This window comes from Mariniphaga sediminis, from assembly GCF_003573545.1.
GTDB lineage: Bacteria > Bacteroidota > Bacteroidia > Bacteroidales > Prolixibacteraceae > Mariniphaga > Mariniphaga sediminis.
This window is the reverse complement of sequence record NZ_QWET01000026.1, coordinates 20,156-35,833: the sequence shown is the minus strand read 5'-3', so window position 1 is coordinate 35,833 and position 15,678 is coordinate 20,156. Positions and strand designations below refer to the sequence as shown.

Annotated in this window: 12 protein-coding genes; 10 read left to right on the top strand and 2 right to left on the bottom strand. The window is 42.9% G+C overall.

Annotation, left to right across the window (positions count from 1 at the left end):
- Window positions 1–100 precede the first annotated feature (100 nt).
- From D1164_RS21560 to D1164_RS21535, 6 genes are all read left to right on the top strand, one after another.
- Entirely contained in the window at window positions 101–1,036 is a 936-nt protein-coding gene (locus D1164_RS21560) for a hypothetical protein (RefSeq protein WP_147372260.1), read from the top strand.
- A 94-nt stretch (window positions 1,037–1,130) separates the two neighbouring features.
- The gene (locus tag D1164_RS21555) at window positions 1,131–1,520 is read left to right on the top strand and encodes a sensory rhodopsin transducer (RefSeq protein ID WP_119351984.1); all 390 of its coding nucleotides are present in this window, start codon (window positions 1,131–1,133) and stop codon (window positions 1,518–1,520) included.
- An 11-nt stretch (window positions 1,521–1,531) separates the two neighbouring features.
- Window positions 1,532–2,815: an L-fucose:H+ symporter permease gene (fucP, locus tag D1164_RS21550; protein ID WP_119351983.1), complete on the top strand. Its 1,284-nt coding sequence runs from the start codon at window positions 1,532–1,534 to the stop codon at window positions 2,813–2,815.
- Window positions 2,816–2,828: 13 nt separating this feature from the next.
- Entirely contained in the window at window positions 2,829–3,983 is a 1,155-nt protein-coding gene (locus D1164_RS21545) for a M24 family metallopeptidase (RefSeq protein ID WP_119351982.1), read from the top strand.
- Window positions 3,980–4,780, top strand: a complete 801-nt coding sequence (locus D1164_RS21540; RefSeq protein WP_119351981.1) for an amidohydrolase family protein — start codon at window positions 3,980–3,982, stop codon at window positions 4,778–4,780. The genes D1164_RS21545 and D1164_RS21540 overlap by 4 nt, the downstream gene beginning before the upstream one ends.
- 375 nt (window positions 4,781–5,155) lie before the next feature.
- On the top strand, window positions 5,156–6,016 hold the full coding sequence (locus D1164_RS21535; RefSeq protein WP_119351980.1) for a metallophosphoesterase family protein: 861 nt from the start codon (window positions 5,156–5,158) through the stop codon (window positions 6,014–6,016).
- A gap of 871 nt (window positions 6,017–6,887) precedes the next feature.
- Here D1164_RS21535 and D1164_RS21525 read toward each other — a convergent pair.
- Window positions 6,888–7,751 (bottom strand): AraC family transcriptional regulator, encoded by an 864-nt coding sequence (locus tag D1164_RS21525; RefSeq protein ID WP_119351978.1) that lies wholly within the window; start codon window positions 7,749–7,751, stop codon window positions 6,888–6,890.
- 130 nt (window positions 7,752–7,881) lie between these two features.
- On the opposite strand from D1164_RS21525, the gene rhaT reads away from it, so the two are divergent.
- From rhaT to D1164_RS21505, 4 genes are read left to right on the top strand one after another with little or no spacing between them, the layout of a single operon-like run.
- On the top strand, window positions 7,882–8,934 hold the full coding sequence (rhaT, locus tag D1164_RS21520; RefSeq protein ID WP_119351977.1) for an L-rhamnose/proton symporter RhaT: 1,053 nt from the start codon (window positions 7,882–7,884) through the stop codon (window positions 8,932–8,934).
- A 12-nt stretch (window positions 8,935–8,946) separates the two neighbouring features.
- Window positions 8,947–9,261 carry an L-rhamnose mutarotase gene (rhaM, locus tag D1164_RS21515; RefSeq protein ID WP_119351976.1) on the top strand — a complete coding sequence of 105 codons (315 nt, stop codon included), beginning with the start codon at window positions 8,947–8,949 and terminating at the stop codon, window positions 9,259–9,261.
- Between the two features lie 28 nt (window positions 9,262–9,289).
- The gene (locus D1164_RS21510) at window positions 9,290–12,025 is read left to right on the top strand and encodes a glycoside hydrolase family 78 protein (protein WP_119351975.1); all 2,736 of its coding nucleotides are present in this window, start codon (window positions 9,290–9,292) and stop codon (window positions 12,023–12,025) included.
- A gap of 18 nt (window positions 12,026–12,043) precedes the next feature.
- Window positions 12,044–13,309, top strand: a complete 1,266-nt coding sequence (locus D1164_RS21505) for an L-rhamnose isomerase (RefSeq protein ID WP_119351974.1) — start codon at window positions 12,044–12,046, stop codon at window positions 13,307–13,309.
- 58 nt (window positions 13,310–13,367) lie between these two features.
- On the opposite strand, the gene D1164_RS21500 is transcribed toward D1164_RS21505, so the two are convergent.
- Window positions 13,368–15,470, bottom strand: a complete 2,103-nt coding sequence (locus D1164_RS21500; protein WP_172594580.1) for a TonB-dependent receptor — start codon at window positions 15,468–15,470, stop codon at window positions 13,368–13,370.
- Between the last annotated feature and the right edge of the window lie 208 nt (window positions 15,471–15,678).

The following is a 15,678-nucleotide window of genomic DNA, read 5'->3' as shown; positions in this document are numbered from 1 at the left end:
CTTAGACTTACATGACTTGTTTATGTAAGTCTAAGATAGAATTTTGTTTTTCTTACAAAACATAATGTTTTACAATAAACAATTAAAATAAGAAAGATCAATGGTTAATCGAAGAGTATTCTTGAAGAAGGCCTCATTCCTGGCTGGAGTAAGTGCATTCCCTGCATTGGGGTCCTTACCAATGGGGTGTATCAGTTCCAAAGAAAATAATTTTCCTGCGTACGAGAACAATTTACGGGATCGCCTGTGGATGTGGGGACATGACTCCGGGGTTTATGACGGGCCCGACGGACTTTATAATATTCCGCTGAGTCCTCCCATTAGCATGGCTGATGGTATTAAGGATATGGGGATACCAAATGTTTGTGTAATAAGGCACGGAGTTCCTGACGATGACTACCTGACACAGTTTAAAGATGTCAAACGTATTGCCTGGACCCTTTCCATGGGCACTAACGAATCTTATCAGACATTGAAAAATTATGTTTTTAGCCTGCGCGACAGGATGCCTAACCTTACCGGCTATTTTCTGGACGATTTTTTCCGCTTTAGTGGAGAACGCGCGTCTGATAATAGTTCTGTGATTGACGTCGCTCCAGCGGCTCTGTCTATGGAAGAGATGAATCAACTGTATGGAGAAACGCTAGCCTATAAACGGCGTCTGGATCTTGCAATGGTTTTATATACGCATCAATTGCACCCATCAATTCAATGGTCCATGAAATATGTTGATGTTGTTTCACTCTGGATATGGACCGGAGCCGACATTCAAAAGATCGAGGAAAATTTTAAAAAATACCGGTCACTGGTTCCGGACAAACGGACACTACTTGGTATTTATATGTGGGATTTTGGAGGTAAAAAAGAGCTGAGCCAAGATTTTATGGTTAAACAGCTCGATTTTGCTCTCCGGTTGTATAAAGAAGGTCAAATCGAGGGGATGATTTTTCATTGCACACCGCTTGTCAATAAAAATCTAAAAGCGGTTGATTACGCCAGGGAATGGATTGCCAAACACGGTGATGAAAGATGTTAGGGAGATATCCCCGAGATGTCTGGGCATTTCGGGGAACGTTTCCTGACCAATGCACTTGTGCTGAAAAAAATATAATGTGTTGATAAGTAGTAGTATGAGTAGAATTAATATAAAAAGAGGAGCCACAGTTTGGTATTTTCCTGATGGTTATCTTCCTCAAAAAGTGAATTCAGGGAAAATGGAAGGCCATGAAGCACTGGTATTATTAAATACACATGAAACCATCGCACATGTTTTTGTGGATTTTTATTTTGAAGATAAACCCCCAGTAAAAGGTATTGAGATACATGTTCACCCGGAAAGAGTTTTATGCATCAGGCTTGATCATCCTGAAGAAATTGGAGGAGTTGTTATTCCCCCCTTATGCCAATATTCGATTCGTGTTCGCTCTGATGTGACAATCATTGCACAACTGGGCCGGCTAGATACCACACAAACCAATATGGCGTACTATACAACTATGGGTTTTTTTGAAAACACTTGATATAGTTTTATATGAATCAGAAAAAGAGAATATTAATACCCGGGAGTTTCCTTTTACCATATATATTAACTACCATCTGTTTCCCTTTTTGGGGCTTTGGAGAGAATGTAACAAATCCTTTGGTACATGCTTTTCCCCGTATTTTGAACATAAGCCATTTTGAAGGGTCACTTATCCAGTTTGCCTTTTACGGTGGATATTTTGCGATGGCCCTTCCCGCCGCATTATTTATAAAAAGGTTTTCGTATAAATCAGGTATCCTTATGGGGCTGTTTCTTTATGCTACAGGAGCCCTTCTTTTTATACCTGCCAGTACAACAATGATGTTCGGGCCCTTTCTGCTGGCATATTTTGTGCTAACCTGCGGCCTTTCATTCCTGGAAACGAGTGCAAACCCGTATGTGCTTTCACTGGGGCCGGAAGAAACAGCAACCAGACGCTTAAACCTGTCCCAGGCATTTGGTCCCATGGGATCGTTAGTCGGTATGTTTACGGCGCAACAGGTAATCCTTAAAAATTTAAGTACTGCTACTGCGGAAGAACGGATGCTGATGAGTCCTGATGCGTATAGATCATTAACGATGAATGATTTGTCGTATATAAGATTGCCGTATGTTGCGATTGCAGGGGTATTAGTTATTCTGTTTATAATAATTGCAGTGGCTAAATTACCAAGTCACCGTGATTATGGTAAGGGGTTGGATTTTATTCCAACAGTAAAGCGTTTGTTTAAGAAAAAGAGATATTATGAAGGAATAATTGCCCAGTTTTTCTATGTGGGCGCTCAAATAATGGTATGGACATTTATTATCCATTATGCTGTGTCAGAATTGGGCTTTTCAGAAGCAAAGGCCCAAAGCTATAATATAGCCGCGATGGTAGTTTTTGTGTTTAGCCGGTTTATATGCACTTTTTTCCTTAAGTATATTTCTCCCAGTAAATTATTGCTGTATCTGGCAATGGGAGGTATGCTGTTTACATTAGGTGCCATTTTTCTTCATGGCGTTTTAGGCCTGTACTCTTTAATTGCCATTTCTGCCTGTATGTCCTTAATGTTTCCAACCATCTATGGAATTGCCCTTCGGGGAATTGGAGAAGATGCGAAAATAGGGGCAGCTGGGCTGATTATGGCCATATTGGGAGGCTCGGTTATGCCACCGGTTATGGGGGCTGTAATTGATTTGGAAACAGTATTTTCTTTTTCAGCAATCCGCTTTTCATTTTTCCTCCCTTTTATCTGTTTTGTTGTTGTGGCTGTTTTTGGATACAGAGGTTATAAGGTTTTTCACGATTAATATTTAATGTAAAATGAAAACAAAGTTTTTTATTCCAAAAGAAGAATTTGCAGAGAGAATAGAGCGATTACAAGGTGTAATTGCGAATAAAGACATAGATGCAGTACTTGTTTTTTCTACCGAAAGTGAACCAGCCGGGGTAAGATATTTCTCTGATTATTGGCCCAGCTTTGAGACATCTGCAGTGCTGGTACCCAAAACCGGAGAACCCATTTTGTTGATTGGCCCGGAAAGTATGACTTTTGCTTCCGGGCGCTCTAAAATAGAGAGAATCATAAAAATGAAAGATTTCAGGGAATCATCACAGCCCAATTACCCCGGTACTACCCTGATGACGTGGAAGGAGTTGTTGAATGATTTGAGAATTAAAAAAATGGGGGTTTCAGGATGGTATATGTTTCCCTATGTCATTTTTGAAAATATCGTCCGTGTTATTGGCCGGGATAATATTTTGGAAGCAGATGAATTTGTAAGAGAAGTAACCCTAAAAAAGAGTGTGGCAGAATTAAATTGCCTGAGAGAAGCTGCCCGTATTTCAGAATTAGGTTTTAAAGCCGTTTTGCAAAATATAAAACCAGGCATGACGGAAGCACAGCTTGCAGGGATAGCTGCAGGGGCAATGATGGGAAGCGGCGCTGAAGCTACCGGCTACCCTATTTGGTGTTGCAGCGGGCCTAATTCTACCCAGGCAATAAGTCGTCCTTCGCATCGTAAAGTGCAGAAAGGGGAAATCATTCATTTTAGTGTGGGAGCCAAAGTGGATGGTTACAGTGCCAGTATTGGAAGGCCTGTGGTATTGGGACATTGTCCAGATGAGACCCGGGAATTTATGCAAGTTGGTTTGGATGCTGAAAATATGACAATTGACCTGATGCGTGCCGGCACAAAAGCAGATGTAGTTGCCCAAAAGGTCCATTCATTTATAAGTGACAGAGGATATGGAGATACCATTCTTTATGGCCCGGCACACGGATGTGGCCAGATGGAATGCGAATATCCTTTTATTGAGACAAGCTCGGATTTTGTACTTGACCAGGGGATGGTCTTTATGGTTGATATATTTCTGGCTAAACAAAATATGGGATTTCGTTGGGAAGACGGGGTTATAATAACTGATGGCAAAGCAGAAGAATTGTCAAATTTTAAACGTAAAATAAATATATTATGAGTATGATTATTGATGTTCACGGACATTTGGGAAATATTAACCAGGCCCCATTCTGGCAGGCAGATGAAAAGAAACTCGAAGAACACCTGGAAAAGGCAGGAGTTGATTTTCTTTGTATTACTGCATCCAGGTCAATTATGTATGATGTGAGGGAAGGAAATGCAGAACTTGCCAGAGCCCTGGAAAAAACAGATAAGCTTCTTGGCTATGTTACGGTAAACCCGATGTTTCCGGAAAGTTTTGATGATTTAAAGTATCTTGATAATCCGAAATTTATAGGAGTAAAAGTTCATCCGGATTACCATGGGTATAATCTGTCATCTGCTTTGGCACAGGAATTTTTACATAAAGTGGCCGATAAAACAGACCTTATGTTATTTCATGTATCGTGTATGCCGGGAACCGGTTTTTCCGATGCCGGGGATGTTGCCAGGTTTGCTTCAGAACATCCGGATACAAATGTGATAATGGCACATATTGCAGGTATATTCCAAAATAGTCTGTATCCATATTTCCCTAATTTTCAGGGGCTCGAAAAGGTTAGTGACTATGCCTGCGACAATATTTTTGTCGATACAGCTCACCATTTAATGTATGTTTACCCTGGGGTAATGGAAAGGATGGTGGAATTGATTGGAACTGACCACATCGTTTACGGAACAGATTGTCCGTTACAGGGGCATATGCAGATGAAATTTGCTATTGAGATAATTAAAAACTTGCCTGTTTCTGATTCCGAAAAAAATAAGATTCTTTATGGTAATGCAGCCAAATTAATAGGTAAAGATTTTCGTTGAATAACCAATCAAGAGTTGTGAATGCATCTTTTACGGGAAGTAACATAGCCAAGTATTCAGGGCTTTACATAGTAGCAAAATATATATCCCATTTTTATAAACACAAATGAGGGAGAGCTGGAAAGGCTCATAGAAGCTACTTAAAAAGGAGGGAGGAAAACAAAGGGCTCAACGCAAGAGTGTAAGGGAAAGGTATGTTTTAATAAATTGATAGTCAGATAAAAGATGGATATGCCTTTTGGGGAAAAAGACCTGTCAATGGTTCATGCTACAGAGTTAAATTAATTTGGTCGTAATCGACCCGTTTTTGCCCAAAAACCGGAATGTATCCGGATCAAAAAAACAAATTAGACTTTAAATTAAAAGACAGATAGGATGAGAAAGATTATTACGATACTATTTTTTTGTGTTTTTGTATTTTCTAGTCAGGTTGATGCAGCAAAGTTTCCTAAGAATAAGTCATTTTCATTTGTGTTTATGACTGACATTCATTTGCAACCTGAAAAAAATGCAACTGAAGGTTTCCTGAAGGCAATTGAGAAAGTGAATGAATTAAAACCTGATTTTGTTATCACAGGGGGAGATCTGATAATGGATGCTTTGGGGCAGGCTTATTCCAGAAGTGATAGTCTGTATAAGCTGTATGAGGAAATGTCAGCTCATTTTAAAATGCCAGTATATAATACAATTGGCAATCACGATATTTTTGGTTTGTACGAAAAGAGTGGAGTCGACTCAACGCATCAGGAATATGGGAAAAAGATGTTTGAAAACCGTTTGGCAGAAAGGTTCAGTTCGTTTGAACATAAAGGCTGGCATTTTATTTCGCTGGATGGGATAGGTTACACTAACGACCGGCAATATTATGGTTATATTGATTCTTTACAGGTAAGATGGCTGGAAAAGGAATTGGCAGCAATCGGTAAAGAGAAACCGGTCGTGATTAGTACACATATACCGTTATTAAGTATTAGAGGAAGTTCATTGATTACCAATGCACCGAAAATTAGAAAGATTCTGGAAGATTATAACGTTAAAAGTGTATTACAGGGTCACCTTCATATCCTTGAAGATATTTTCTATAACAATATCCATTATATTACAGGAGGTGCAGTTTGTGCCAACTGGTGGAAGGGTGCAAAGTCTGGAATGGAAGAAGGATTTATACATGTTACGGTAAATAAAGGTGATTTCAAATGGGAGTATATTGATTACGGCTGGGAAGTGGTGGAATAAAAACTGACAGTCCCTTCCTGCTGCATTTTTGGGTTCTCCTGTAAGCTTTTTTGTCTTCCTGTTGCCTTTTTTGTTCTCCTGTAGGATTCTTTGCCGCCCTGTTCCATTTTTGCAGAATCCTGTTCACTTTTTTCCTGTCCTGTTTAACAGGAAGAGCCCAAAACATTACAGGAAAGGTAATTGTGTAACAGGAAGGGTCAGAAACCAACAGGGCGCCCCGTATTAAAGCAGAACACTATTTGTGTCAAGTTATTTCAGGAAAGGACACTTTTTGGATTGGCAATAGAACCTCTGCGGTTCTCTGTGTCTTCTCTGCGCCCTCTGTGGTTAAATAAAAAAGTTAATTATGTACCACAAAGGGGATGAAGAGAGGATGGGAAGTTTGTTTTTCTTTTCAGAAATATCCAATGCAGAATAACCAGCCCTCAATTTCCAAATTTTGGGTATTGGCTATTAGTTGTTGATTATTGGAAATTTTCTTTTTCTTTTCAGAAATCTCCAATACAGAAAAAACATTTGGGTTGGCAAAACTACTCTGCGGTTCTCTGTGTCTTCTCTGTGCTCTCTGTGGTTAAATAAAAAAGTTAACCACAAATAACCACAAAGAGGATGAAGAGAGGATGGATAATTTGTTTTCTTTTAGGAAATACCCAATGTAAAATACCCAACATTCAATTTCCAAATTTTGTATTGGATATTGATTATTGTATCGTTTTGAAGTTTCCGGGGAATTTGAGCCAACTCATTTTGATAAAAAGATCAAAAAAAAGCCCCGCCAAGCTAATGGCAGGGCTAGGGTTCGCGCAAAACGTTTATTGCGATACCTTGCTTAAGCTGTTGGCAAAAATATCAATTATCTTTTAAAATCCTTTTAATTTCTGAATTCACTGGGGCTCATTCCGGTTTTCTTTTTAAATAAACGACTGAAGTAGTGAATGGATTCAAATCCGAGTTGGTAGCTAATTTCTTTTACGGAATGGTCGGTGTTCAACAGCAGTTCTTTGGCCCGCATAATTTTTAGCTGAAGGCAATACTGCCGGGGCGAAAGGCCGGTGTAATTTTTAAACATCCGGCGAAACCAGGAGTATCCTATGTTGTGTGTTACGGCAAACTTTTCCAAATCGAAATTTTTGCCCACATTACTTCGCATCTGGAACCGTGCCTTTTCAATTACTTCCGCAATTTTTTTCCCTGAAAACTCCTTTTGTTTTTCAAAAGCCACCAGGTATCCCAGTAGTTTGATAACCAATCCTGAGGCAATGTGTTGAAACCCGGGGGACTCTTCTTCAACCAAATCAAAAATTTTCAGATAAGTGTCGAGTATTTCTTCTCTTACACCTGCGTAGATAACCGGTTGTCTGGAACTAAACTGCTTGTGCCGCATGAATTTATCAATGGCTTTACCACTAAACCCAATATAGTTTTCGGTCCAACCGGTTTGGTAGAGGGGCTTATAGCGGTGCCATACTCCGGGGAGCGTAACAAGGATACTGCCGGCTTTGACCGGGAAACTGCCGTGTTTGTTTTCGAGCACGCCGCCGCCCTCTGTAATAAAGTTGAGCTGATACTCCTGCAACTCGCGACCCTGCTCCCAGGTAAAATAGTAGCCGCTTGGATGCGATTTGGGCGGGTATTCGCTTTGTGGCGGTATGGTTTGCGAACCGGCGGAATTAAGGTATATGCCCCAGTCAACATCCTCTTTCCCGGTTGTAAGGTATTTTGTAAACTGTCTCATTTTTGTGTCATAAAATGCAAATCGTTGATCAGAATGTGCATTGTAAATCCCTGCTGTATAGAATACTTTTACCAGTATGAAAAATCAAAAATAATAAATCAAATTTTATAAGCTTTAAAAAGAATTAAAAATGCAGGTAATACTTGGTATTCTTTATCATTCCCTTGGCGGATTTGCTTCAGGGAGTTTTTATATGCCTTTTAATAAGGTTCGAAAATGGGCATGGGAAAGTTACTGGATTGTTGGAGGCCTATTTTCCTGGCTGATTGTTCCGCCCATAGCCGCCTATTTAACCGCTCCGGGGTTTGTCGGTATCATCCAATCCACCTCAGGAAGCGTACTCAATTTTACATACCTGATGGGACTTTTATGGGGGATTGGCGGATTAACCTACGGACTGGGGGTCCGTTATCTTGGCATGTCGCTCGGAAATTCTGTAACACTGGGTTTCTGTGCCGCTTTTGGCGCCATCGTTCCATCGGTTTATTACAGCATTAACCCAATGGAAGGAAGGGTTTCTTTTACCGATATGATGGTTTCCCCCGGTGGGCAAATGGTGTTAATTGGGGTATTGGTTTGTATTATTGGCATTGCCATTTCGGGGAAGGCCGGAATGATGAAAGAAAATGAGATTTCCGAAGAGGAAAGCAAAAAAAGTGTGGCTGAGTTTAGTTTGGTGAAGGGACTGATAATTGCCGTTATCTCCGGAATTTTAAGCGCCTTTATGAACTTCGGGATTGAATCGGGAAAGCCCATGGCAGATGCAGCCATTAAAGCTGGATACAATCCGTTGTTTGCGAATAATGTATCCTATGTAATTATTATGTGGGGTGGTTTAACCACTAACTTAATATGGACCACTATTCTGAGTATCAAAAACAAGAGTTACGGCGATTTTGTGGATAAATCGTCGCCTATTGCAAAAAATATTCTGTTCTCGGCGTTGGCCGGAACTACCTGGTTTCTCCAGTTTTTCTTTTACGGTATGGGAGAAAGTAAACTGGGTAACGGCGCCAGCAGCTGGATACTTCACATGTCTACCATCATTTTAACAGCGAATATGTGGGGCATTTACCGGAAAGAGTGGAACGGAGTTTCGAAAAAAACCAAATGGACCATTACCACTGGAATTGGCGTGATAATCCTGTCTGTTTTTCTTGTGGGAATAGGAAATGCGATGTAAATTGTTGGTACAATGAAACGAATGGCATTTAAAATGCACCTGAACGAGGGGCAAAAGGAAGAATACAAAAGGAGGCACAATGAAATCTGGCCCGCATTGAAAACCTTGCTGAAAGAGGCCGGTATCAGCGAGTACTCCATCTTTTTTGATGAAGCAACCCATACGCTGTTTGCTTTTCAGAAGGTAAGTGGCGAGGGGAGTTCCCAGGATTTGGGACAAACCGAAGTGGTGAAAAAATGGTGGAAGTTTATGGCGGATATCATGGAAACAAACCCCGACAATTCGCCGGTAACCATTCCGTTGGAAGAGGTATTTTATATGGAATAAAAAGGATAGTAACTAAAACAATTTAATTATGAAATCAATAGTTCGTTGGATGAATTTTTTTGCTGTTGTGTTTTTGTGCAGTAGTTTAAATGTTTTTGCTGCCGGAAACACCGGGGTAGAAGGACTGATTTGTGAATACCATACCAATCCGGTTGGTATTGATGTTAAAAATCCACGGTTAAGCTGGAAGATTTTTTCTGAAGAAGAAAATGTATTGCAGGCTGCCTACGAAATCAGGGTAGCTGATTCTCCTTCAAACCTGAATAAAAAAAGTAAGCTGATTTGGAGTTCAGGAAAAGTGATGAGCGACCAGTCTGTAAATGTGGAATATGAAGGGCCGGTGCCGGAGCCGATGCAGCGTGTTTACTGGCAGGTTCGGGTGTGGGACAATCAAAACAAAGCAACAAAGTGGAGCGAGCCTGCATACTGGGAAATGGGACTTACAAATCCCGGATCGTGGACAGCTTCGTGGATTACAATGGAAAATGAAAAGGAAATGGAAGGTTCAAAGCCATGCCATTATTTGCGTAAAGAGTTTTCCGCTTCCAAAAAAATAAAGTCTGCAAGGGCTTATGTTTCTGCATTAGGATTATATGAGTTTTATCTGAACGGGGAAAAGGTGGGCGATGAGTTGTTTACTCCCGGCTGGACCAGCTATAAAAACCGTATTCAGTATCAGACCTACGATGTTACCTCAATGCTCCGGTCCCGGAATTCAGTGGGCGCCATTCTCGGAGACGGTTGGTTTCGTGGAAATATTGGATTCCGCAACCAACACAGTTATTATGGCGATAAGCTGGCGTTGATTGCGCAGCTTCATATTGTTTACACCGACGGTACAAGCGAAACAATAAATACAGATGACAGTTGGAAAGCGACAACCGGGCCTATTGTTTTTTCTGATATTTATAACGGAGAAACCTACGATGCACGGAAGGAAATACCGGGATGGGCTACTGCCGGATTTGATGACAGCCGTTGGGGGAGCGTAGCAAAGATGGAGCATCCCAAAGATATTCTGGTTGCACCACAAGGAGTTGCCGTTAAAGCGATAGAAGAAATTCATCCCATTGAACTCATCAAAACTCCTTCTGGCGAAATGGTTTTGGATATGGGCCAGAACATGGTGGGCTGGGTAAGGCTGAAGGTAAACGGGAAAAAGGGCGACGCCGTAACACTTAAGTTTGCCGAAGTGCTTGACAAGGACGGCAACTTTTATACCGAGAACCTCCGCGCAGCCAAGGTTACCGATACATACATATTAAAGGGAGGTGGAGAAGAAATTTATGAACCCCGGTTTACATTTCACGGGTTCAGGTTTGTGAAAATCGAAGGATTTCCCGGAACACCCGGGTTGGATAATATTACCGGGGTGGTGATTCATTCAGCAATGGAACCAACCGGGACTTTTGTCTGTTCTGACTCGTTGATAAACCAGTTGCAGCATAATATTCAGTGGGGACAAAAAGGCAATTTCCTCGATGTGCCAACGGACTGCCCGCAGCGGGATGAACGGCTTGGATGGACAGGCGATGCCCAGGTATTCAGCCCTACCGCAGCTTTCAATTTCGATGTGGCGGCGTTTTATACAAAGTGGATGCTGGATTTGTCTGCCGACCAACTTCCTGACGGGAATGTTCCGCATGTAATCCCGGATGTGTTGAACGGAAGCGGAGGTTCAACCGCATGGGCTGATGCGGCGCTTATTGTTCCGTGGAATACCTACCTTGCCTATGGCGACCAGCGAATTTTGGAAGTGCAGTACCCGAGTATGAAAAAATGGGTTGACTTTATGAAAAGCAGGGCAGGAGATGATTATCTGTGGACCGGAGATAACCATTTTGGCGATTGGCTGGCTTTTGCAACCACACGCTCGGACTATCCCGGAGCTACGACGGAAAAAGATCTCATCGCTACAGCATATTATTCTTACTCAAGTGCTTTGCTGGCAAAAATTGCCCAAATACTGGGGAAAAATGAAGATGCAGCAAAATATGCAAAACTTTCTGAGAACATCAAACGTGCTTTTGTAAATGAATTTGTTACGCCGTCAGGTCGGTTGGTTTCACATACGCAAACTGCTTATTCACTGGCGCTGGCATTTGATTTACTTCCTGAAAAGTTGGTGCCCAATGCGGCCCGTTTCCTGGCTGAGGATGTGCAAAAATTTAAACACCTTACCACAGGCTTTGTAGGAACTCCGTTGCTTTGCAAAGCATTGTCGGACCATGGATATGAGGATCTTGCCTTTATGCTTTTATTCCGGAAAGAGTATCCTTCCTGGCTTTATCCCGTTACACAGGGGGCAACTACCATCTGGGAACGCTGGGATGGGCAAAAACCGGATGGAACATTCCAGAGCAAAGGGATGAACAGTTTTAACCATTATGCTTACGGCGCGATTGGCGAGTGGTTGTATAACTACGTGGCCGGGATTCAGATTGACCCCAAAGCTCCCGGGTATAAACACTTTATGCTTTTCCCGCATCCGGGAGGAGGCCTTACACAGGCGAAAGCAGTATATAAATCGCTATACGGAGAAATAAAATCAGCCTGGAAAACAGAAGGAAATAAAATGGTGTACGATGTAAGTATCCCTGCAAACACCACGGCAACGGTTACGCTTCCTGCTGCTTCTCTTGATAATGTATCAATGAATGATGCGCCTTTAAAAAATGCTGCATCCGGAAAAGCCAGTCAGAACAAGAATGGCGTTACCCTTCAATTGGGATCCGGGAATTACCGGTTCAGCTACACTTTGTAAAATAAAAATGGTAAAAGAATGAATACACATAACATTGAAAAAGCTTATCAACTGGCCAAAGAACAGTATGCTGCGTTGGGAGTAGATACTGAAAAGGCCGTTGAAAAAATGAAAGAAGTGGTGATTAGTTTACACTGCTGGCAAACCGATGATGTGGGGGGCTTTGAAAAGCCGGACGCTGCCTTGTCGGGAGGAGGGATCCAGACGACAGGAAACTATCCCGGCAAAGCAACCACTATTGAGCAAATGCGGACTGACCTGGAAAAAGTGATGCAGCTTTTGCCGGGCAAACAACGGTTGAACCTGCACGCCATTTACGGTGAGTTTGGCGGAAAACTGGTGGATCGCGACGAGATTGGCGTGGAGCATTTTCAGGGATGGATTGACTGGGCACGGGCGCAGGGAATAGGCCTCGATTTTAATGGAACTTTTTTCTCTCATCCCAAAGCCGACAGCGGCTTCACGCTTTCTTCCAAAGATGAAGGAATCCGGCAATTTTGGGTAGAACACATGAAAAGGTGCCGCGAAATCGGAGCCGAAATGGGAAAACAACTCGGAACCCCTTGTGTGCATAACACCTGGATTCCGGATGGTTCGAAAGATGTTCCGGTTGACCGGAACGGCTACCGCTCCCTTCTAAAAAAGTCCCTGGATGAAGGTTTTGAAAAGGAGTTCTCAAAAGAATATTTGAAAGACGCAGTGGAAAGTAAGCTGTTTGGAATCGGGGCAGAGTCGATGACCGTGGGTTCGCACGATTTTTACCTGGGTTATGCCGTTGCCAATAACAAACTAATTTGCCTCGATAACGGCCACTTTCACCCTACCGAGCAGGTTGGCGATAAAGTGTCGTCGTGCCTACAATTTGTGGATGAGGTGTTACTGCATGTTACACGTCCGGTTCGCTGGGACTCTGACCATGTGGTAACACTCAACGAAGAGGTACAGCTTATTGCTTCGGAGATTGTGCGCAATAACTTTTTTAACCGGGTAAACACCGGCCTCGACTTTTTTGATGCTTCCATTAACAGGATAGGGGCTTATGTGATTGGAACACGCGCGGCACAAAAAGCTTTTTTAGTGGCATTGCTGGAGCCCTCTGCCCAATTGGTTCAACTGGAAGAAGAGGAACGGTATTTTGAGCGGTTGGCCCTGCTTGAAGAATTGAAGACTAAACCTTTTGGTGCTGTGTGGGATTATTATTGCCTGCAAAATGATGTGCCTGCCGGCGAAGACTATATTGCCGAAGTGGTGCAGTATGAAAAGGAGGTACTGAGCAAGCGATAGTTTTTCCGGATACGTATGGTTGGCGGAAATGAACTGCAGGGCTGCTCAGGCATGATTTTTAGTGGGACAAACCACGCCATCCGATCAGGATGGAAACAAAATAATTTCGTGGATTTCCCGGGTAATAATATCGTGGCAGGGCAGTGCCAAATGCCGGTGCATTAACTGCCAGCATGGCGGCGTGCTGAACATCGAAAATGTTTTGCACGCCTGCTTTTATTTTAATGCTAAAGGCGTCGGTTGTACCGGCGTATTTCAGTTCCAGGTTGGTGAGCCCGTAAGGATCTGTGAAATCTGCGTTGGCATCGTTCACGGGCATTTTCCCTGTAAAGCGGTGCCAGGCTCTGATGCCAAAGTTTTTTACCGGAGAAAAATCACCTGTCAGCAGCCAGGTTGTGCGGGTAGTTCCGGGCAGCAGATTGCCGGAATAGTCGTTGCCGTCATCTGTAAAATCCAGAAAACGGTAGTTGGCAAGGGTCGCATTTCCACTAAAAATCAGTGAAGGGAAAACACCAGCGGGCAAAACAGACCAGCGAATTTCCGATTCGAGTCCCGGGTGAAGCGACTTGCCGGCATTCACACCCACATAGGCGTCTTCCCCTGTACGGCGTGCCACCAGCAGGTTTTTAATGTAAATGCGGTAGTAACTGATTGTGGCGCGGATGCGTTCGTTCCAGTCGGCCCTTATTCCTGCTTCCACACTCCAGCCGCTTTCAGGTTTTATGTTCGTATTGATCTGTCCTTCAGGTAAAAGTGTTTCTTCAAATGAAGGAGTAGAAAAGCCGTGGCTCGCATTTCCGAAAAGCGAAAGGGCATTGGAGGCCTTGTAGCTGAAGCCGATGCGGGGAGAAAGCACTGGCTGGTAAAAGCGGTTTCCTGATTGGTCGCCGTCTTCAGGAAAGTTGTCAGTGTAATAAAAACGCGTCAGGTTTCCGTTGATTCCGGCTGAAAGGAAAAGCTGTTTGTTAAAATCCGATTCCATTTGGATAAATAGATTTTCGTACGAGCGCCTTTCCCGGTTGTCTGAAAGGGCATTGTCCGGGATTTTGTTTGACCAGGTAGACCAGTTGTACTTTTCTCTGAAGAATTCGATGCCGGAGGTTAGCGTGATTTTTGTTCTTTTACCGCCCATTGTTTTCTGATAGTAGCCCCTCCAGCCCATATAGTCTGAATGTTCTTCAAGCAGGTTAAACGGTCTCAGTTCATCCGCATTGCGGAAACTTCCAAAGGCGGCAATTGAAATTTTGTTAAGTTCACCGGGAAATACATCCAGCGAAAGGCCCATCTGTCCTTTTGTATATGCCTCGTAACCTTCAATACCTTTCCAGTTGGCTGCCGCTTTTTGAGGGGTGTCCTGAAAGGTGGGAAAATCGAGGGAACTGGGAATAAACCCTTTCATTTTAGTCACCTGAATCAATGCCGAGAGATTGGCTATATCAGAAATTGTATATTCCGAGCGAAGAAGGATGTTGGCCCTGTTGGTAGCATTGTTTTCCCTGAAACCCTGGCTGTTCAGTACCGATCCCAGTACAAACATATTCAGGTTTTTGTGGTTAATGCCTGCCGATAAAGTGTTTTTCCAGGCGTCGAACGAAGCAGCGGTTAGTTGGTGTTGCACAAAATCCCGTTGGACTCTTTTGGGGTGAAAAAGAATGGTGCCGCCCAGTCCTGCGCCATATAGGCTCGATGAAGGGCCTTTAATGATTTCTACCCGCTGAATGGCAGGGTTTTCAAGATCTTCGAGGGTCGTCTCACCATCGCCACTGGTGAGGGGTATCTCTCCAAAGTAGGCTTTTATTTTGTTGGTAGCGTAGGGGGTGCGGGAACCAATGCCGCGGATGGTCAGGCGGTTGGTATTCAGCGTTCCGTGGTGCATAAAAATTCCGGGAACCTGGTTTAAGGCTTCAACCGGCGTGAACGCACTGCCTGCTTCAAGCCCAGCCGAGCTAATTAGATTGACCGGACCCGGTGTGTTGAAAAGATTGTAAGGGGAGTGGAATGCCGTAACCGTAATCTCGTCAATTCTTCCCGAAAGGGAGGTCGTGTCCCGTACCGTATTGGCGTTCGGCTTCGGAGTCAATATTTCCTGGGTTTTCCCGGAAAAAGGAAAACAAATTCCTGAAAAGCACAGAAACAGAAGGAGTGAACTTTGTAATCTCATTTTCAGCATGGCCCTGTTTAAAAGATAGTTATTTTTTGTTTTTTACGAAATTTGAAATCTTAAAGTTAATACAATGAATAAAGCAACTGTTTTGTTCGAATTTTTTTTTAACATTTCAGACTTTTGCCCGAAAACTTCAAAAGCCGGAATGACCAAAGCCGGAGCCACGAGCTTTATGGGGAATTCTTTAAAAGGATGGATTTCTTCG